Origin of the sequence: uncultured Mailhella sp., from assembly GCF_947631555.1 — a bacterium.
In the GTDB taxonomy this organism is placed as follows: Bacteria; Desulfobacterota; Desulfovibrionia; order Desulfovibrionales; family Desulfovibrionaceae; genus Mailhella.
This window is the reverse complement of record NZ_CANRLT010000048.1, coordinates 1-18,823: the sequence shown is the minus strand read 5'-3', so window position 1 is coordinate 18,823 and position 18,823 is coordinate 1. Positions and strand designations below refer to the sequence as shown.

Sequence of the window (18,823 nt, the reverse complement as noted above, 5' to 3'; positions counted from 1 at the left end):
TATCGGGAAAAGCTGACCGCTTAGAATCAATGCCACAGGGGCTTTTTAGATGTCTACTTGACAGGGGGCAGACCAGACCCGGGGCTTTCCTGCGGGTTTCCTGGCGTGACTGCACGGTATATCGGCAAGGGCGATAAGGCGTTTGCCGTCCTCAATATGCTGGAAGCTGATGTCTGCATCATGACGACACCCGGCCTGGATGTTCTGCAAATCAAGCGCTCCCGCGGCGTAAGGCATTATGCGCATATCGTCCATGCCGCAGGTTCTGGTATCCTCTATCGTCTTTTCGGGTTGGATCACTACGATAGTTTTTTCTCTCCAGGTCCGCAGCAGGAAGGCCCCATCCGTAAACTTGAAAAACTGCGTGGGATTAAACCCAAACAGATATTGCATTCCGGCTGCCCCTACTTCGATGTGTTTATGGAGCAGAAACGGAATCTTGGAAAGGAGCAACATGGAGAGAGAGAAGACGGTATCCGCATTCTTGTGGCTCCTACATGGGGATCAAGCGGATTGCTCTCACGATACGGTCAAAGCCTGCTCAAGCCTCTTGCAGAGGCAGGCTATCAGGTGGTGGTTCGGCCTCACCCTCAGAGCCGGATGGTAGAGTCAGAGCTTCTTGAATCTCTCGAACACGAACTGAGTGCGTGGCCGAATCTCGTTTGGGACAAATCTTCCAACGGCTTCGAGGCCATGAGCAGTGCGGATATTCTTATTTCCGACTACTCAAGCATCATTTTCGATTTTGCCTATGTTATGGAACGTCCTGTTCTTACGATGGACTTCACCCCGGATCTCTCTCCCTATGACGCCTACGACCTCGGAGAGACACCTTGGGCACTTCAGGCGCATAAACGTCTGGGACGGAAGCTGACATTGGATGACATTCCCAATATTGCCGAAATTGTTGAAGAACTGCACAACGATAAGGAACTGAAAGAACAGATCCTCATTGAGCGCGATAACAATGTGTATAACTTCGGCAAGGCTGGACCAGTCATCGCCGATCAGCTCATCGCCATCCGAAACAGTCTGAAAGAGAAGAATAAGGGAAACAACCATGCTTGAATATCTCTATCTTGTTTTTATATTTCCATTGGAATGGATCATGCAGACCATCCTGGAATGGGGGTATGCGCAGACTGGATCGTATGGGGCAGGACTTATTTTAGTCAGCCTTGCCGTCAATATTCTTGTCCTTCCACTGTATCATGTTGCGGAAGTATGGCAGGATGCAGAACGAGCTGTGCAGAATCGGATGGCATGGCAGACAGCGCGGATAAAAAAGGTGTTCCGCGGCAAAGAGCGTTTCTTGCTTATGCAGGAACTGTACCGCCAGCATCACTATCATCCCATCATGGCCGTTCGTACCAGTGTGGGAGTTCTCATCCAGATACCCTTCTTTTTTGCCGCTTTTCATCTGCTGAACAATTATGCCCCCATGCAGGGGGTGAGTCTCGGTCCCATCGCTGATCTCGGCAAGCCAGATGCGCTGTGCTTCGGACTGAACGTACTGCCTTTCCTCATGACGGCCATCAACCTGTTTTCCGCCCAAATCTATACGACACGGCTATCCCGCCGCGACAAGATACAGGCGTATGGCTTAGCGGCTGTCTTTCTCGTCCTGCTTTATTCTTCTGCAGCGGGACTGCTCTTCTACTGGACGTGGAACAATATCTTCGCACTCCTCAAAAACATCGTTTATGAAAGACTGGGGATATTCGGGCACGGGCAGGAAGGCAAGAATGGTTCTGAAAAAAAATGGTATGCGCCCATGACGTCTGCTCTCAGCCGTATGCCTGAAAAGCTGAAAAACGCCCGGCTTGATATCCTGCACGCAGCCTTCATCTTGCTAGCCATAGGCTTTTTCCTGTTTTGGCGCGGCGCCCTGCGGCATCATCCTGACTATTCCTTTGTCATGAGCGCGATGCTTTTTGGCGCGGCAATCCTTGTCCTTGTTCTTGGTTATTTCGCCAAAGAACACCTGGCCCTCAGGAAAATCGCCCTGCTCCCGGCCCTTGTCGGGATACTCGGAGCTGTCGTTCTGACCTATCTGTATGCAAAGTATGGCTTTTCACAGAAAAGCAGTAAAAAAATTGCACTGCACCTCGGAGGACTAGGGATTCTTTCTGTCTGCGGGCTCTATTACGATGTTGTGGCCGGCTGGATTTCTTCGTTTGCAAAAAGAATTGGCACGAATGCCCTTGTCGTTCGGGCCTCTTTATGGGTGAACCAGTCCAACGTATTCTTCCATCGCAGCCTGGTGCTGAAATCGCTGCTTCTCATAGCCTTTTGCATTTTTGTTTATTCTCCGTCAAGAATCATCGTGGCTGATGAAGCTTTCCAGAACAGTATTGTGTTTGCCATGCTCACTGGTGGCTTTATCTTGACCATTGTGCTGCCTTATATTGTATGGAAAATAGCGCCTAGGATCATAAAAATAATTTTAGGATATATCTATTCAATTATAGCTATCATTTGTGTCACATACACATTTTTCCTCATCAAGGATTATGGCGTTTTAAAGAATTTAATTTTTGAATACAGCGATAAAATATTTAATATATCATATATTATAATAGATATTATTGTTATTTCCTCACTTATAATTGCCCAAATTATACTTATTTTATATAATAAAAAAATACTAAATACTATAATTAGCATTTCAATTGTTGGTGCGGTTTGCTTTTCAGGAATATCATACGGCAAGATATTATTTGATTTTGACGGGCAACAAAATGATACACAATTAAAAAGCAAATATATTCATTTAAGCAAAGAAAAGAATAATATTTTAGTAATAATGATTGACTCGTTTACCGGCGACCATATGTATAAGATATTGAAAGAACGCCCTGAAATTCTATTTGGATTCGATGGATTTACATGGTATCCTGATACTATTTCTGCAGCAAACTGTACAAGTATGAGTCTTCCTTCTTTAATAGGTGGAGAAAATATTGCCGCATATAATTTAGTAACTGATGATGGCAAAAGCTTGGAAGAAAAAGTTGACAAAGAAATCCGAGTATTTTTTGAATATCTCCATAAAAAGAATTTTTCTACAAAAATTGTAGCTTCATCAGAAATAAATTTTATAAGCAAGCAAAATTATGTTGAGTCTGATATCAGTCTAAAACTATATCCCTATAGCAGTGATAAAAGTGCAGATGTCTACAATGGAGTTTTCTCCATGCTTTTCGGCTTATTTGAAGCTCTCCCTTGGTCAAGCCGACATTTGATTTACAAAGATGGCTCATGGAATATCTCAGTTAAGAAGCGGACGAGTAGACTCGTTGGAGGAGAACATCAATACTATACAATGAAAAAATTGCCGGATATTACGGATACAAATAGTAAAAATAGCCATTACATTTTCTTCACGAGTTTACTTGCGCATTCACCATGGGTTATCAATCCCGAGACCTTGACTCCTATGAAAGGAGATCCTTGTCCTGAAACGAAAAAGTACGCTGAAAGGCTCGATGGAGTCATTCCAGAGCATTATTATGCGGAACAAGCAACGCTTAAACTTTTATCAATATATTTTGAATGGTTAAAACGTGAAGGTGTCTATGATAATACCTGTATTATCGTTGTTTCTGACCATGACGATGGAGATAGTCAAACATTAGCGGCAGCCTTCGGTACTCCTAATCCGAAATTTAGTTTTTTTCCTGCCAGTCCATGTGCATTACTCATGGTAAAACCTCTTCAATCCCATGGCGAACTTCAGGTTTCTGATGCGCTGATGTCAACAACGGACGTGCGAAAGATTGCTGAGGCCGTGGCTGCTGGCAGAACCTATACAGCTTCGCCTGACGCGCATCGTATCCGATATCACGCGTGCGGTATCAGTTGGAATCGCAATCGACATCCCAAAAACTATTATAATGTGACCAAACTTCATAAAATTACGGGCCCCAAGCTGAAGCGGGAAAACTGGGTTCGGATAAAATAGCTCTGCCCTCGACAACGAAAAATAGGTGGCTCTCCATGTCGGCTTACAAAAGACCGCCGGAGGCGTGTGCGGTAGTGCGTTTGGAGCGACGACCCCGCGCCGGCTGGAAAGCCGGCATGGAGGCGGACAAGGAGTGGAAGAAAGGTCACGCGGAGCGCGACCGAGGGCAGCGAAGCTGCACGAGGTGCGATCCCGACTTACCCAGCTCCGGCGGCGTGACCATGTTTGCAGGCAGAGCCTGACGAACACGCTGCCTCCGCTCTCTGCTCGCTACCGTTCACCCTGCCTAGGCAGCGGATACCTGCCGCAGGTGAACTTCGCCCCTTCCGGGCAATAGCCCAGGCGTTCGCAGCGAGCCCCGGCCCTGGCAAAGACTTCCGGCAGAACCTTGCGGCAGAGCTTCAGCATCTCATGCGCCACGCCGCGTATCTCCCACTGGGCGCGGGTACAGCAGCGCGCTTCAAAAAAGTTGATGAGCGTGCGGCAGTTCATGGTCACCACGATATTGCTGGCCGTGGCGTTCGGCAGGACAAAGCGCGCGTCCTCGGCGGCGGAGTGCCCGCGGTCCGCCTCTTCCAGCAGAGCCTTGATGTCGCGGTAGGCGTTCCCGGCTTCCTGCATGAACGCCTCGAAGCGCGCCCGCGCCTGCGGGCAGGCGGCCACGGCGGGCGGCAGGACGTAGTCCGCGTTTGAGGCGTCCACATAGCGCTGGCTCTGCTGGGAATAGCTGGCGATGCGGTGCCGCACGAGCTGATGGGTGAGGGAGCGCGACACGCCGGAGATGGCGAAAGTGAAGCTCACATGCTCGATGGGGCTGGCGTGGCCCGACGCCATGACACCGGCCACGAATTCGGCCTGCTTCTCACGGCTGATACCGCCCGAGAGCAGGCGCGGCCACATGTCGGCTGCCTCGCCCGCATGGTAGCACTGGCGGAAGGCCGCGTAGATGACGGACAGCGGTTCGGGCGTGTGGGCCAGAAGTTCCACGCGGGCTTGCGTTTCGGCCATGTCTGCTCCTTCGGTGTCTGGCTTCAGGCGAAGCGTTGTCGGGCCGCGCTCAGCGGGACAGAAGACTGCCCTGCCCCAGGTCGCCGCAGGGTCGGTCAAGATGCCGGTAGGCCTTGGGCGTGGCCACGCGTCCGCGCGGGGTGCGGTTCAAAAAGCCGCACTGGATGAGGTACGGCTCGTAAATGTCCTCGATGGTGCGTATTTCTTCCGAGCAGGCCACGGCCAGCGTCTTCACGCCCACAGGCCCGCCGTTGAAGTGATCGATGAGCACGGTGAGAATCTTGCGGTCCATCTCGTCCAGCCCCGCCTCGTCCACGTCCAGACGGGCCAGGGCTTCCCGCGCCTGCACACCGTCCACCACGCCCTTGCCGTAGACAGCGGCAAAGTCCCGGACGCGGCGCAGCAGGCGGTTGGCGATGCGCGGCGTGCCCCGGGCGCGGCGGCCTATTTCCAGCGCACCTTCCGCCGTGACCTCCACGCCGAGAATGCGCGCCGAGCGCTCCACCACGCGGGCCAGCTCTTCGGGCGCGTAAAATTCCAGGCGGCTGATGATGCCGAAGCGGTCGCGCAGGGGCGAGGACAGCAGACCCAGGCGCGTGGTCGCGCCCACGAGGGTGAACGGCTCGAGATCCAGCTTCACGGTGCGGGCCGCCGGACCCTGCCCGATGATGAGATCCAGCGTGAAGTCCTCCATGGCCGGATAAAGCACTTCCTCCACGTTGGTGGGCATACGGTGTATCTCGTCCACAAAAAGGATGTCGTGCCGCGAAAGATTGGTCAGGATGGCGGCAAGATCGCCGCTGCGCTCCAGAACCGGCCCGGAGGTGGTGACGAGGTTCACGCCGAGTTCCGAGGCCATGATCCGCGCCAGCGTGGTCTTGCCCAGACCGGGGTTGCCGTAGAACAGCACATGGTCCATGGCCTGCCCGCGCTCCCTGGCCGCGTCCAGATAGACGCGGAGATTGGCGCGCAGCTCCTCCTGACCGATGAAGTCATCGAGCAGGCGGGGGCGTATGCTCTCGTCGGCGCTGTCCGGCAGCAGAGTCTTCGGTGCAAATTCCGCCATTTAGAGCTTCCCCTTGGCCAGCAGTCTGAGGGCCTTGCGCAGAGCCTCGCCCACGCCGAGATCCGGCTCCGCGGCAAGGGCCTCCCGGAGCGCTCCCGAGGCGCTGTCTTCATCGTATCCCAGGTTGGTGAGTCCGGTGAGCGCATCGCGGTACACGGAGGGGGCAGACACGGAAACCTGGGATGGGACAGGCGCACCTGAGGATTTCAGCTTGTACTGAAGTTCAAGGAAGATCTGCTGTGCCGTCTTCCTGCCGATGCCGGGGACGCGGGTAAGCGCCGTGGTATCGTCCTCTGCCACGATGCGCGGCAAATCGTCCGGCCGGTACAGGGAGAGAATGGCAAGCGCCGTGCGCGCCCCCACACGGTTGATGCCGAGGAGCAGGCCGAAGGTCTGCCGCTCTTCCCAGGAGGAGAAGCCGAACAGTTCCTGCGCGTCCTCGCGCACGATGAGACTGGTGTAGAAGGCGGCTGTCCCACCCTGCGGCGGCAGCGCGGCAAGGGCGTATTCCGGCAGGAACACTTCGTAGCCGACGCCGCCGGCCGTGACCAGCAGGCAGCTGTTTTCGGTGCGTTCGAGAACGCGGCCTTCGATATAGGCAAGCATGACGTCTCCTCAGGCTTCTTCCGCCCCGCGCAGCGATACCGGAAGCGTGCAGCCGCGGCGGGTTGCACATTTTCTTCCAACCCATTAACATCATCTGCGCTTCTCCGCAAGAGTGGACATGCTCAGTCGAGGATGGCGCTCTTTGCGAAAACAGGAGGGGACATGGGGGAAGACCTTCTCCACTTCATGGCCGGGCTGGCCGAAAAGCGTATCGCGCAGGCCGCGGAGGAAGGCGCCTTCGACGATCTGCCGGGCCGCGGGCGTCCCCTCCAGCTTGAAGACGACAGCCGTATCCCCCCGGAACTGCGCATGGCCTTCAAGGTGTTGAAAAACGCTGGCTACGTCCCGCCGGAAATCGCGGAGCGCAAGGAGATTGACAGCCTACTGGACATGCTTGAAGCCTGCGAGGACGAAGCCGAGAAACTGCGCCAGATGCGCAAGCTCGATGTGCTCATCCTGCGCATGAACAGCCGCCGCTCCCGCCCCGTGGCGCTGGACGAACACGATCCCTACTACGAGCGGGTGACGCGGCGGGTTTCCCTGCTGAAAAAGCCCGGACACTGAAGGCCGCCGGAGAGGGGGAAGAAAAGGCAGGAAAGGCGGAAAAGGCAAAAAGACATCTTGTTTTTCCTGTCGGAAAAATGCTTAAAGGCAGCCGAACTTCCAGTTCGGCGAAAGACACCCTCTAGCCGCGTCTGACGGGACCGCGCCTCGTGCAGCTTCGCTGCCGGCCATCCCGCTCGCTGGCCGCAAAGAGGCACAACGGGCGAAGCCCGATTGTGCGCGGCCTGCTCGCTATCAGCGGCGTACACGCCGCGCCTCCGGCGGTTAAGGAGGTGCTCCGCGTGTCCTTATGTCCGCTCCTCGCCCGCCTCCATGCCGGCTTTCCAGCCGGCACGGGGTCGTCGCTCCAAACGCGCTACCGCACGTGCCTCCTGCGGTCTAAGGTAGGGAAAGGCAAGTAAGCAAACTCCTTCCTTAGCTGCCGGACGGCGCGAGCGTCAGCGAGCTGATAGCGGAGGTTGCATGTTCGTCAGGCTTTGCCTGCGAACATGGTTACGCCGCCGGAGCGGGTAAGTCCTGCAGGGCGGGGAGAACTCCTCTTGACATACCGCAGAGAAATGCACATAACAGAGGGGCAGGGAGTGTTGACGCACCCTCTGCCCCTTGGGGCAAGTCCTCCGGGTTCTCAGCTTCCGCTAAGAAGCTCAAAGTAACTGCCCCGATGAGAGCTGCAGACTCTCACCGGGGCGAACTCACTTAATCAAACAGACGCTTGATCAAATCAGCCAGCAGGCGGCCAATAGTATTGACCACAACTGACCGGAGAAAGTGCAGCATAGGCATCACCTCCTTTCAGAGGACATGCCCACATGTGGCAGGTTATACCCCAGCAGACAGAAAGACAAGGTTCTTTCCTTCCTTATCCGCCGGACGACGCGGCGCGTGCGCCGCTGATAGCGAGCTTGCCGCGCGCAATCGGGCTTTGCCCGATGCGCATGGTTGCGGTAAGCGAGCGGGGAAGGTCGCGCAAGCTGTAGCGAGCAGACAGCGAACGTGTTCGTCAGGCTCTGCCTGCGAACATGGTTACGCCGCCGGAGCTGGGAAGGCTTCGTCGCTCCAAACGCGCTACCGCGCCGTGCCTCCGGCGGATACTGATAAAAATTAATTCGTCCGTGGGCCGTTCTTGCCAGTCCTCCCGTCCTGGCATATTTTGAGGGCGTCTTTCTTCGCGCACACCTTTCTCAATTCCTAAAGGACGCTCATGACCGCTCCCATAAACAACGTCGCCCCCTGCATCCACATTGAAGGCGCGCGGCAGCACAATCTGAAAAACGTCGATGTGGACATTCCCCGTGACGAGCTGGTGGTGATCTGCGGGCCTTCCGGCTCGGGCAAGTCCACGCTGGCTTTTGACATCGTCTACGCCGAAGGGCAGCGCCGCTATGTGGAATCCCTCTCCACCTACGCGCGCATGTTCCTTCCCAAGATGGACAAGCCCCTGGTGGACAAGATCGAGGGCCTGTCCCCGGCCATTTCCCTGGAGCAGCAGACCACCACGCACAACCCGCGTTCCACCGTGGGCACGGTGACGGAGGTCTACGACTTTCTGCGCGTGTTCTTTGCCCGTCTGGGCAAGGTCTACTGCCCGCACTGCGGCACGCCCATCGAGGCCCGCTCTTCGGACGAAATCGTCTCCGCAGTACTGGCCCTGCCGCAGGGCGAGCGTGTGCTGCTCCTCGCCCCTCTGGTGGAAGTGCAGAAGGGCACGCATGCGGATCGCTTCAAGAGGCTGAAGGCCGACGGCTTTGTGCGTGTGCGCGTGGCCACGCTGGGCGAAGAGCCGCGCATCTGCGACCTCGATGACCCGCCCCTGCTGGACAAGAACAAGAAGCACACCATCGACCTTGTGGTGGACAGGCTGGTCATCAAGGACGACATGCGCACCCGTCTTGCCGATTCCGTGGAACTGGCCCTGCGCTACGGCAAGGGACGGCTCCTGGTCAGCCGGCCGGATCAGCCGGACACGGTGTTCTCCACGGATTCCGTGTGTCCGAAATGCCACAGGAGCGCGCCCGTGCCCTCGCCGCAGCTCTTCTCCTTCAACAGTCCCGTGGGGGCCTGCCCGCAGTGCCTGGGCATCGGCACGGTGGCGGCCTTTTCCGAAGAACTCATCGCGCCGGACGAGAGCTTGTCCCTGCGCAAGGGCGCCCTGGCCCCCTTCTCCACCCCGTACTTCATGGCCAGAATCGGTAAGGCGCTGGAGGCTCTGGCCGTCCGTCAGGGCTTCACCCTAGACACGCCGCTCAAGGAGCTTTCGGCACGCGCCCGCCAGGCGCTGTTCTACGGGGAAGCGGGCGGCGTCACGCGTACCGGCAGCCTGCGCCGCAACTACCTCGGCGGCACGTCCATAAATTACGACGGCGTGGAGGCCCTGAACACAAAGCACTGGCCCGGCGTCATGTACCTCCTAGAACAGCGCATGCGGCGCGGTGACGCCTGGAGCCAGATCCTGGGCGGCTACAGCCGCGAAGTGCCCTGCCCCACCTGCCACGGCACACGCCTGCGCGGCGAGGCCCTGTCCGTGCGCGTGGACGGCCTGAACATTGAGGAATTCTGCTCCCTGTCCATCGAAAAGGCCCTGGACTGGATCAAGACCCGCAGCTTCACTGGGCGGCACGCCGTCATCGCCGAACCGCTCATCAAGGAACTCACCCACCGCCTGGGCTTCATGGTCAGCGTGGGGCTGGAATACCTCACCCTGGGCCGCTCCATGCTCACGCTCTCCGGCGGCGAAGCTCAGCGCATCCGCCTGGCCTCGCAGCTCGGCTCCGGGCTGGTGGGCGTGACCTACGTTCTGGACGAACCCTCCATCGGCCTGCATCCCCGCGACAACGAACGTCTGCTCCATACCCTGCGCAGCCTCCAGAAGCGCGGCAACACCGTGCTGGTGGTGGAACACGACGAAGCCACCATCCGCGAGGCGGACACCGTGCTGGAAATGGGCCCCGGCTCCGGCGCGCAGGGCGGGGAACTGGTGTTCCACGGCTCCGTGCCGGAACTTCTGCAGGCGTCGGATTCGCTCACGGCGCAGTATCTGCGCGGCGACCTCGTCCTGCCCGTCCCCGAAACGCGCCGCCGCGCCCAAAAATTCCTCACCCTCCTCGGCGTGACCACCAACAACCTCAAAAATATCGACTGCGCCATCCCCCTGGGCGCGCTCACCTGCGTCACCGGCGTGTCCGGCTCCGGCAAGAGTTCTCTCGTCATTGACACGCTCTACCGCCGCGTGGCCAAACACTGCGGCCTGCGCGCCGAACAGCCCGGCCCCATGAAGGGCGTTTCCGGCCTTGAGGAAATCGAGCGCATCGTGTCCATCGACCAGACGCCCATCGGCCGCACTCCGCGTTCCAACCCGGCCACCTACACCAAGATCTTCGACGACATCCGCAAGATCTTCGCCATGACGCCCGATGCCAAAAAGCGCGGCTACACGGCCAGCCGCTTCAGCTTCAACGTGTCCGGCGGACGCTGCGAGACCTGCCGCGGCGACGGGCAGATCCGCGTGGAGATGCACTTCCTGCCCGACATCTTCGTCACCTGCGACGTGTGCAAGGGCCGCCGCTTCAACATCGAAACGCTGGAAGTGCGCTACAAGGATCTGAACATCTCGGAAGTGCTCGACCTCACCGTCCACGAGGCGCGGGCCTTCTTCTCCAGCTATCCGGCTCTGGAACGCCGTCTGGGAGTGCTGGAAGACGTGGGCCTCGGCTACATCCGGCTGGGGCAGTCCGCCACCACCCTTTCCGGCGGCGAAGCACAGCGCATCAAGATTTCCCGCGAACTGGGCAAAAAGTCCCTGCCGCGCACGCTGTATATCCTCGATGAGCCGACCACCGGCCTGCACATGCACGAAGTGGGCAAGCTCATCGCCGTGCTGCACAGTCTGGTGGAACGCGGGGCCACGGTTGTGGTCATCGAGCACAACACCGACGTCATCATGGCCGCCGACCATGTCATCGACCTCGGCCCCGGCGGAGGCGAAAACGGCGGAAACATCATCGCGGCGGGCACGCCGGAAGATCTGATGGCCGACCCCGCCTCCGTGACCGGCGCCTTCCTCGCCGAAGAGCGCAGGACGCGGCAGCGCTTCCTGAAAAACGCCTAGGAGCCCTCATGCGCGTTCCTCTCCTCGCCCTCCTCCCTGTTCTCGCCGTCTTCGCGGCCCTCTCTGTCCGGCCCGCTCAGGCCGCGCCCACGTCCGTGATTCTCTACCCGTCCGGGGCCTTCGTCAGCGAAGAATATCCCCTGACGCCGGAACGGGGAAAGGCCGTCATCAATCTGCCCGCCGCGCTGGACGAAGCCAGCCTGCGCTTCTCCCTTGCGCAAGGCACGGTGCGCGGCGTCCGCCTTGAGAAGGTGAACGGCGGCAAGACCGGCCCCCTGGCCGCGCTGCAAACGCGCAGACAGGAACTCGCGGCGCGTCTGGACGCGGAAAAGGCGCACGGTGAGGCGCTTTCCGCTTTGACGCAGAGCCTGAGTTCCGTGCCCTTTAAGAAAGGAAAGGCGGAAAACAACGAGGACGTCCAGGTCCGGCAGACCCGTCTGGAAGACCTGGCCCGGCAGCGTCTGGCCTCCGAACGGACGGCCAAATCACTGGAAGCGGAACTCCGCACCCTGGACGAACGCCTGGCCGCTCTCGGCGGAGAACGGGACACCCTGCGCTGCACCCTTGAACTCACGGCTGACATGACGGCTGCCCCCACGGCCCGCGGCCCGGTCAGCGTGCGCGCCTCGTACTTTGTGCCCGCCGCAGGCTGGAGCCCGCAGTATGAGGTGGAAGCCCTGCCGGACCAGGAAACGGTGCGCGTGTCCCTGCGGGCGCGGCTGTGGCAGAACACGGGCCGTGACTGGAACGGCGCAAGGGTGACGCTCGCTTCGATGAACGCCCCAGCGGGCGTGAAGCCGCCGCCTCTCACGCCTCCGGCGCGGCCGCTCATGCTTCAGTCCGCCGTGAAACGCAGCGCCGCGGCAAAGGCTGCAGCGGACGGCTTCGCCGCGGAATCCGCCCCGGCCCGCGAGGAACAAGGCGGCAAGACCTGGGACGCGGGCGAACTCACTCTCACCGACGCCTGTCCGCTCTCCGTCCCGCTGGAGAACTGCGAACTTTCTGCTTCCTTCCTGCGCCTCATCCGGCCCGCGGCAAGCCCTGCGGCGTGGATACAGGCCCGGCTCAAGAACGGCGATGCGCCCTTCCTGCCCGCCGGAGAAGCCGTCTTCCTGCTCGATGGTCTGCCCGTGGGCCGCGACACCTTCTCCCTCGCCCCTGCGGACGCCACCCTCGCCTTCGGCCGCGACCCGCTGGTCACGGTGCAGTACAACGCCCTGCCCGCCCGACCGGAAACGGCGGAACAGGACATGGAACAGACCAACCTGCGCTGGAACATCGCCCTTGCGAACGGCCACAGCCGCCCCGTGCAGGTGCGCGTAGAAGAGCCTGCGCCCCTGCACCGCGACACAGCCGTCCGCGTTCAGGAACGCTCGCAGCCCGCGCCCGTCCTCGATGAGGAGCACAACGCCTACGTCTGGGAACGTACCCTGCCCGCCCAGGGACACGCCGTGATCCGGGAAGACCTCCTCATCCTCTCGCCGCGCATCCTCCCGCCCGGGAAGTGAGTTGACAGCGCTGGTGATATGACGGAAACTGTCTTGCTGTGCTGCGTTCGGCGGGTACGGGTTTTTGACGGCTCCCGGATAGCTCCCGGCCCGAAACGACTTGGCGACAAGACCTGGTTCAATCCGCAGCAATGCTCCATCTGCCCGCTGCCCCCGCGGCAGGCAGCAGGAAGCCGTGCGGCCCGCCCCTCCCGGGAAAGGAGAGGCAAAAGGATGTCAGCGGCTTCGCCGTTTTGTCCATCACGCTTTTTCCCTGAAGAGGGAAGTTTCAAACCTCCAAGAAACTTTTGATGAAACAGACTATCGGCATACGTTTCAGTGCTCATGGGCAGATGCTGGCCTGCCTCTACGAATACGACGAGGAACAGTCCGCGCCCCTGGCCGTGGGCAGCCGCGCCATGGCCATGACCGACCGCGGCCTGTGCTGCGGCCGCGTGGTCTGGCAGCGCCCCTGGCAGGAGGACATGGAACAGGCCCTGCGGGAAGCCAACGCAGCCCTGCGCCTCAGCTCCAGACTCGGCGCGCAGGAAAGCGAAGAGGCCGGCCCGGAGCCGCACGAGACGGAAGAACTGCCTGCGGCCCGACCTGCCACACCGGAAGAAGAAGCCGCGGACGATGAAAATCTCCGTCTGGCGAGTGAAGCGCGCGTCTTCTGTCAGGAGCGCATCAGCACCCGCGAGCTTGACATGAAGCTGGTGGACGTGGAAACGCTCTTCGACCGGAGCAAGATGATCTTCTTCTTCACCGCGCCCACGCGCATTGACTTCCGCGAGCTGGTCAAGGACCTCGTCCGCCAGTACCGCATGCGCATCGAACTCCGGCAGATCGGCGTCCGCCACGAAACCCAGATGCTCGGCGCCCTGGGCAACTGCGGCATGGTCTGCTGCTGCCGCCGTTACCTGCGCAAGTTCGCGCCCGTGACCATCAAGATGGCCAAGGAGCAGAACCTCTTCCTCAACCCGACCAAGATTTCCGGCATCTGCGGCCGCCTGCTCTGCTGCCTGAGCTACGAACAGGAAAATTACGACGCCTTCCATCGCTCCTGCCCGCGCCTCGGCAAGACCTATCAGACCACGGAAGGCCCCATGCGCGTGCTGCGCGGCAACATGTTCCGCAATGCCGTGGTCGTCCTGCCCACAGGAGGCCAGGAACGGGAACTCACCCTCGACGAGTGGCAGGTGCTCAAGCCCACCCGTGCCGAGACCCCCGGCCCTGCCGTCAACCGCGAAGCCAAGCCCAAACCCGCGCCGCTCATGGTCATTTCGGCCACACCTGAAACTCTCGATGAGGACCTTGCCGCCCTGGATGGTGCAGTCGAGCCAGACACCGAACCTGAAAACGGGCCTGAAAACAAGCCTGCAGAAGTTCCCGCTTCCCAGGCTGATCCCGAAGCCCAGCCATCCGAACAGCGCCCGGAATCATCCCATCGCCGGCGCGGACGGCAGATAAAAGCCTGAATCCCAGGAGTCAACCTGTGAAAACCTACTACATCACCACACCCATTTACTACGTCAACGCGCGCCCGCATCTGGGGCACGCCTATTCCACCATCGTGGCCGACACCCTCAAGCGCTTCCACACCATGCTGGGCGAGGACGCCCGTATGCAGACCGGCACCGATGAGCACGGCGACAAGATCGTCAAGGCCGCGGCCGCCGCCGGCATGACCCCGCAGGCCTTTACGGACAACATTTCCGGCGCCTTCCGCGAACTCTGGCCCCAGCTCGGCATCGAGGCCGACGGCTTCATCCGAACCACCGATCCAACCCACAAGAAGGCGGTGCAGGCTTTGCTCCAGCGCCTCTACGACAAGGGTGACATCTACTTCAGCGAGTACGGCGGCCATTACTGCTACGGCTGCGAACGCTTCTACACGGAAAAGGAACTCGTGGACGGGCTCTGCCCCCAGCACCTGACCAGGCCCGAATACATCAGCGAGAAGAACTACTTCTTCAAGATGTCGAAATATCAGGACAAACTCCGCCAGTACATCCTGGACAACCCCGACTTCATCCGCCCCGAACGCTACCGCAGCGAGGCTCTCGCCATGCTCGAAGGCGGCGTTCTCGAAGACCTGTGCATTTCGCGGCCCAAGTCCCGCCTGACCTGGGGCATAGAACTGCCGTTTGACAAGGACTATGTCAGCTACGTCTGGTTCGATGCCCTGTCCAACTACATCACCGCCCTGGGCTGGCCCGAGGGCGAAGGCGATGCGGGAAGCCTTTATCAGAAGTACTGGCCCGGCGAACATCTCGTTGCCAAGGACATCCTCAAACCCCACGGCATCTTCTGGCCCACCATGCTCATGGCCGCCGATCTGCCCCTGTACCGCCATCTCAACGTCCACGGCTACTGGCTCGTCCGCGACACCAAGATGTCCAAGTCCCTCGGCAACGTGGTGGATCCCCTCAGGGCCGCGGAACACTTCGGGCTGGACGCCTTCCGCTACTTCCTGCTGCGCGAGATGAACTTCGGTTCCGACGCCTCCTACTCCGCGGAGGCCATCACCACCCGCATCAACGCCGACCTTGCCAACGACCTCGGCAACCTGTTCAGCCGCGTCCTCTCCATGAACGCCAAGTACTTCCAGAGCAAGATCCCGCCGCTGGGCGATCCCTCCGAAGCCGATGACGCACTCTGCGAACTCACCGACGCCTCCGCCGCAAACTACGTCCAGCTCTTCGGCGACATGCGCTTCTCCCAGGCTCTCGATGCCCTGTGGACGCCCATTCGCGCCATGAACAAGTATGTGGACGAACAGGCGCCCTGGACCCTCGCCAAGGCCGGACAGACCGAACGCCTGGGCTGCGTGCTCCGCACACTGCTGGAAAACATGTACAAGGTGGCCTATCTGCTCTGGCCCATCATGCCCACGGCCTCGGCCACCCTGCAAAGCCAGCTCGGACGTCCGCTGGGCGCGTTCTCGGAAGCCGCCCTGAATGACCTCCTGAAGTATCGCGCCCACCTGCGCACCGGAGCGGACACCGCCCCGGCCTCCAACCTCTTCCCCCGCCTCGAACTGCCCAAGGAAGAAGCGCCCGAAGCCGCAAAGCCGAAAAAGGAAAAAAAGCCCGCACAGAACAAAGCGGAGCAGACAAAATCTGAACAGAAGAAATCCGGACAGGAAGCCCCCAAAGCGGCCATCGAATTAGCCGACTTCCAGAAGCTTGATCTGCGCGTGGGAACCATCCTCGCCGCAGAAAAGCACCCCTCCGCCGACCGGCTCCTGCGCTTCGACGTGGACCTCGGCGAACCCCAGCCCCGCCAGATCGTCTCCGGCATCGCCGCCTTCTTCAGGCCTGAAGACCTGGTGGGGCGCAAGGTCGTGGTGGTGGCCAACCTGCCGCCCCGCCCCCTGCGCGGACTGGAATCCCAGGGCATGATCCTCACCGCTGAGGCAGACGGCAAGCTCGATCTCCTCACCGTCAACGCTCCCAACGGCGCGCCCGTGGCCTGAGGACGGCGGACTCCCAACACTAAAAAAGCACTCAAAGAGCCGGACTCTCTCCCGCATGGGAGGAGGTTCCGGCTCTTTGCGTTTAAAGGCGGGGGCGGGGAAGGGAGGCAGGGAGGCGGGAAACAGGCGTGTTTGTCTGGCTCTGCCGGCAAACATGGTCACGCCGCCGAAGCGTGGTAGTCGGGATCGCGCCTCCGGCGGTCTAAGGAAGGGAAAGGCAAAATGCACAAAGCCTGGCTGCTGAACGAACAGAAACGCCCAAAGCACTATCCTCAATAATCTTTGCTGACAGATATACGGTTAACGAATCCAAGCTCCGAAAGGACTGAGGATACCTCGGAAAATCAGGGAGAAAAGGAAGCTGCGAGGGGGATTTTCCTCCTCTCGCAGCAAAAAATTCAAAAAATTACCAAGAGATAGAAATCGCACTCGGATTTTGAAGAGCGTTCAGGGAGAATTTTCGTTCTGATGGGGACTTGTCAAAAGTTAGGAAAGACAGTATTACTATTCCGGATTCATCAACAGTATATCTGTCAATGAATCCATGCTGTAAAGTTCACGGCAGTCCAACTTTCAACTGGCTGACAACATTGGATTTTCCCGCTTTGCTGCACCAGCGGCAAATGCCCTGCCTACAGCGAAAACCGCGCACACACCATGGAGAAAGGAATGAGTTTCGACATTGAGAACAGGCTCTTTGTATACGACGAGGAAAAATGGAAAGATCTCTTCAGCAAAAATTATAAGCGGGAAGCCCCCTCGGTTGTCGAAGTTGATAACGGTATAGTGTTGCCGCTTAGAAAATATAAAGATTATAACATGATGGTTGAGGGCGGTGTCTGTGATAGAAAATTTAAATTTGTCGCCGGTCACTACTTGAATTATCCTGATCCAAACGGATATCTCTGCTGTTCCCGATCATATAAACCTTCTGAACCAGTTCAAGTTCGCCATGAAACTGTCATCTTCGGTGGAATATTATATGGCGGTTTCTGGCTTACGATATCGAGTAATTTAAGCAGACTTTGGTATCTTGCAGATCATCCAAAAACCCCTTATAAATTTGTTTTTCTTAAAAATACCTTTTGGGGTAATCTGACAATTAACATGTTAGAAATTGCAGGATTATCGGAAGACAAAATAGAAATCATTGAACATCCTACACAATTTGATAAAATTATTGTACCAGAACAAACATTTTACATATTTTCAAGCCACAGAGTCGGGGCAGAGAAAATATATAATTATATACGGGAGCGCGTCAAACCTGGAGCCTATAAAAAAGTCTATCTTTCACGTTCAGCCTTACCCATAGGAGGTAACAATGAAATAACTTTCAATGAACAATATTTTGAAAATTTCTACCAAAAACGCGGCTATGAAATCATTCATCCCGAACAACTTCCATTTAAAGAACAGCTTTCCATCATGGCTGGAGCGGATGAAATCATTGCCTGGGAAGGAACCTTACTGTTCCTCACACAATTTTGCAAACCAGAGACCAAAGTTGTTATTTTACGTCGTACAGTTGGACATACTCCCATAACACCCCTATTAACAACAAGTATCATTCCAAATTGTAAGATTATTGACGTGCACTTCAATTTTTTGCCTGCGACCTTAGATATGGGAGCTGAACTTGTAGGCCCCACTTCCTGCTGGAGACGATACCTGGAACACGAAGGCATCCCCCATACCTCTGATGAAGTTTCCGAAGACCTTCATATCAGGCCCATCCTCTATGACTATGTAAAGCTATGGGGGAAAATTGCAGATGCCCCAAGCTACTTTGCACGCGACACTCTTCTACCACTCAATAATTATACTTTAATTGACATTTTAGATTATGTAAACAGTATTTTTAGAGGAAATAAAATTGACAGATCTCTTTATTCTGACAGAAATGACGTGCTACATTTGACTGATGAAAATAACAAATTACGTGAAATATTTACGCTTGCATTGTCCGATTATATTAAAAATCGTTATGAGAGCCTAAAATCTTTTGCAGAAAACGAGAAGATTAATAGTCTTATGTGTATAGATGATAAACAAGTTAAGCATCTAAAACAGCTTTCCCGTCTGGAAAAGCAACTGCAGAAAAAAAAGGCATTCGCTGACACCGTTGAGGATGAACAGACAGGCCATGAATAACACTCTGGGCGCCCTTGTACAAAGCTGGATCCAGGATGACAGCCGCGTGAACTCGCTCGCGGAGCTGTCATCCTGGATTGCGCGCTGCAACGCTGTGACCTCGGCAGAGCTCCTCAAGGTGCCTCTGGAACGCTGCACCCCGTGGTTTTATGATGCCGCCGAAGGCTGTATCCGCAACGAGAAGCGCAGTTTCTTCAGCATCGCCGGGCTGCGGGGAAAGGGGCTTGAACAGCCAATCATTCTGCAGAACGAGATCGGCTACCTCGGCATACTCTGCCGGGAGTTTGACGGTGTCATGCACGTTCTCATGCAGGCGAAAATCGAGCCTGGGAACGTGAACTGCGTCCAGATCTCGCCCACCATTCAGGCCACACGCAGCAACTTCATGCTG

12 protein-coding genes are annotated in these 18,823 nt (G+C 57.6%); 9 read left to right on the top strand and 3 right to left on the bottom strand.

Translation table 11 applies throughout. The annotated features are described in order from the left end of the window. Positions 1-105: 105 nt before the first annotated feature. The gene (locus Q0Z94_RS07665) at positions 106-1,068 is read left to right on the top strand and encodes a CDP-glycerol glycerophosphotransferase family protein (RefSeq protein WP_298068428.1); all 963 of its coding nucleotides are present in this window, start codon (positions 106-108) and stop codon (positions 1,066-1,068) included. Further along, positions 1,061-3,964: a YidC/Oxa1 family membrane protein insertase gene (locus Q0Z94_RS07660; RefSeq protein WP_298068427.1), complete on the top strand. Its 2,904-nt coding sequence runs from the start codon at positions 1,061-1,063 to the stop codon at positions 3,962-3,964. Before Q0Z94_RS07665 ends, Q0Z94_RS07660 begins: the two co-directional genes overlap by 8 nt. A gap of 270 nt (positions 3,965-4,234) precedes the next feature. Here the strand turns inward: Q0Z94_RS07660 and thyX are convergent, their stop codons facing one another. From thyX to ruvA, 3 genes are read right to left on the bottom strand one after another with little or no spacing between them, the layout of a single operon-like run. Continuing rightward, complete coding sequence (gene thyX / locus Q0Z94_RS07655) at positions 4,235-4,972, bottom strand: FAD-dependent thymidylate synthase (RefSeq protein ID WP_298068426.1); 738 nt, start codon at positions 4,970-4,972, stop codon at positions 4,235-4,237. A gap of 49 nt (positions 4,973-5,021) precedes the next feature. Beyond that, a complete protein-coding gene (ruvB, locus tag Q0Z94_RS07650) occupies positions 5,022-6,038 on the bottom strand; it encodes a Holliday junction branch migration DNA helicase RuvB (protein ID WP_298068425.1) in 1,017 nt (338 codons plus the stop codon). After that, positions 6,039-6,644, bottom strand: a complete 606-nt coding sequence (ruvA, locus tag Q0Z94_RS07645) for a Holliday junction branch migration protein RuvA (protein WP_298068424.1) — start codon at positions 6,642-6,644, stop codon at positions 6,039-6,041. 162 nt (positions 6,645-6,806) lie between these two features. On the opposite strand from ruvA, the gene Q0Z94_RS07640 reads away from it, so the two are divergent. From Q0Z94_RS07640 to Q0Z94_RS07610, 7 genes are all read left to right on the top strand, one after another. Then, entirely contained in the window at positions 6,807-7,208 is a 402-nt protein-coding gene (locus tag Q0Z94_RS07640) for a DnaJ family domain-containing protein (RefSeq protein WP_298068423.1), read from the top strand. Positions 7,209-8,409: 1,201 nt separating this feature from the next. Then, positions 8,410-11,313, top strand: a complete 2,904-nt coding sequence (gene uvrA, locus Q0Z94_RS07635) for an excinuclease ABC subunit UvrA (RefSeq protein WP_298068422.1) — start codon at positions 8,410-8,412, stop codon at positions 11,311-11,313. Positions 11,314-11,321: 8 nt separating this feature from the next. Beyond that, complete coding sequence (locus Q0Z94_RS07630; protein WP_298068421.1) at positions 11,322-12,821, top strand: DUF4139 domain-containing protein; 1,500 nt, start codon at positions 11,322-11,324, stop codon at positions 12,819-12,821. Positions 12,822-13,111: 290 nt separating this feature from the next. Further along, entirely contained in the window at positions 13,112-14,278 is a 1,167-nt protein-coding gene (gene ricT / locus Q0Z94_RS07625; protein WP_298068420.1) for a regulatory iron-sulfur-containing complex subunit RicT, read from the top strand. Between the two features lie 17 nt (positions 14,279-14,295). Continuing rightward, positions 14,296-16,278, top strand: coding sequence for a methionine--tRNA ligase (gene metG / locus Q0Z94_RS07620; RefSeq protein WP_298068419.1), 1,983 nt, complete (start codon positions 14,296-14,298; stop codon positions 16,276-16,278). A 669-nt stretch (positions 16,279-16,947) separates the two neighbouring features. Continuing rightward, positions 16,948-18,432 (top strand): glycosyltransferase family 61 protein, encoded by a 1,485-nt coding sequence (locus tag Q0Z94_RS07615; protein ID WP_298068418.1) that lies wholly within the window; start codon positions 16,948-16,950, stop codon positions 18,430-18,432. Beyond that, the coding region (locus Q0Z94_RS07610; protein ID WP_298068417.1) for an NDP-hexose 2,3-dehydratase family protein at positions 18,425-18,823 on the top strand (399 nt) is incomplete at its 3' end. The genes Q0Z94_RS07615 and Q0Z94_RS07610, both read left to right, overlap by 8 nt.

Coding starts and splice junctions, on each gene's coding strand:
- uvrA (WP_298068422.1), top strand. CDS start 8,410: ATGACCGCTCCCATAAACAACGTCGCCCCCTGCATCCACATTGAAGGC.
- thyX (WP_298068426.1), bottom strand. CDS start 4,972: ATGGCCGAAACGCAAGCCCGCGTGGAACTTCTGGCCCACACGCCCGAA.
- ruvB (WP_298068425.1), bottom strand. CDS start 6,038: ATGGCGGAATTTGCACCGAAGACTCTGCTGCCGGACAGCGCCGACGAG.
- Q0Z94_RS07630 (WP_298068421.1), top strand. CDS start 11,322: ATGCGCGTTCCTCTCCTCGCCCTCCTCCCTGTTCTCGCCGTCTTCGCG.
- ricT (WP_298068420.1), top strand. CDS start 13,112: ATGAAACAGACTATCGGCATACGTTTCAGTGCTCATGGGCAGATGCTG.
- ruvA (WP_298068424.1), bottom strand. CDS start 6,644: ATGCTTGCCTATATCGAAGGCCGCGTTCTCGAACGCACCGAAAACAGC.
- Q0Z94_RS07640 (WP_298068423.1), top strand. CDS start 6,807: ATGGGGGAAGACCTTCTCCACTTCATGGCCGGGCTGGCCGAAAAGCGT.
- Q0Z94_RS07660 (WP_298068427.1), top strand. CDS start 1,061: ATGCTTGAATATCTCTATCTTGTTTTTATATTTCCATTGGAATGGATC.
- Q0Z94_RS07615 (WP_298068418.1), top strand. CDS start 16,948: ATGAGTTTCGACATTGAGAACAGGCTCTTTGTATACGACGAGGAAAAA.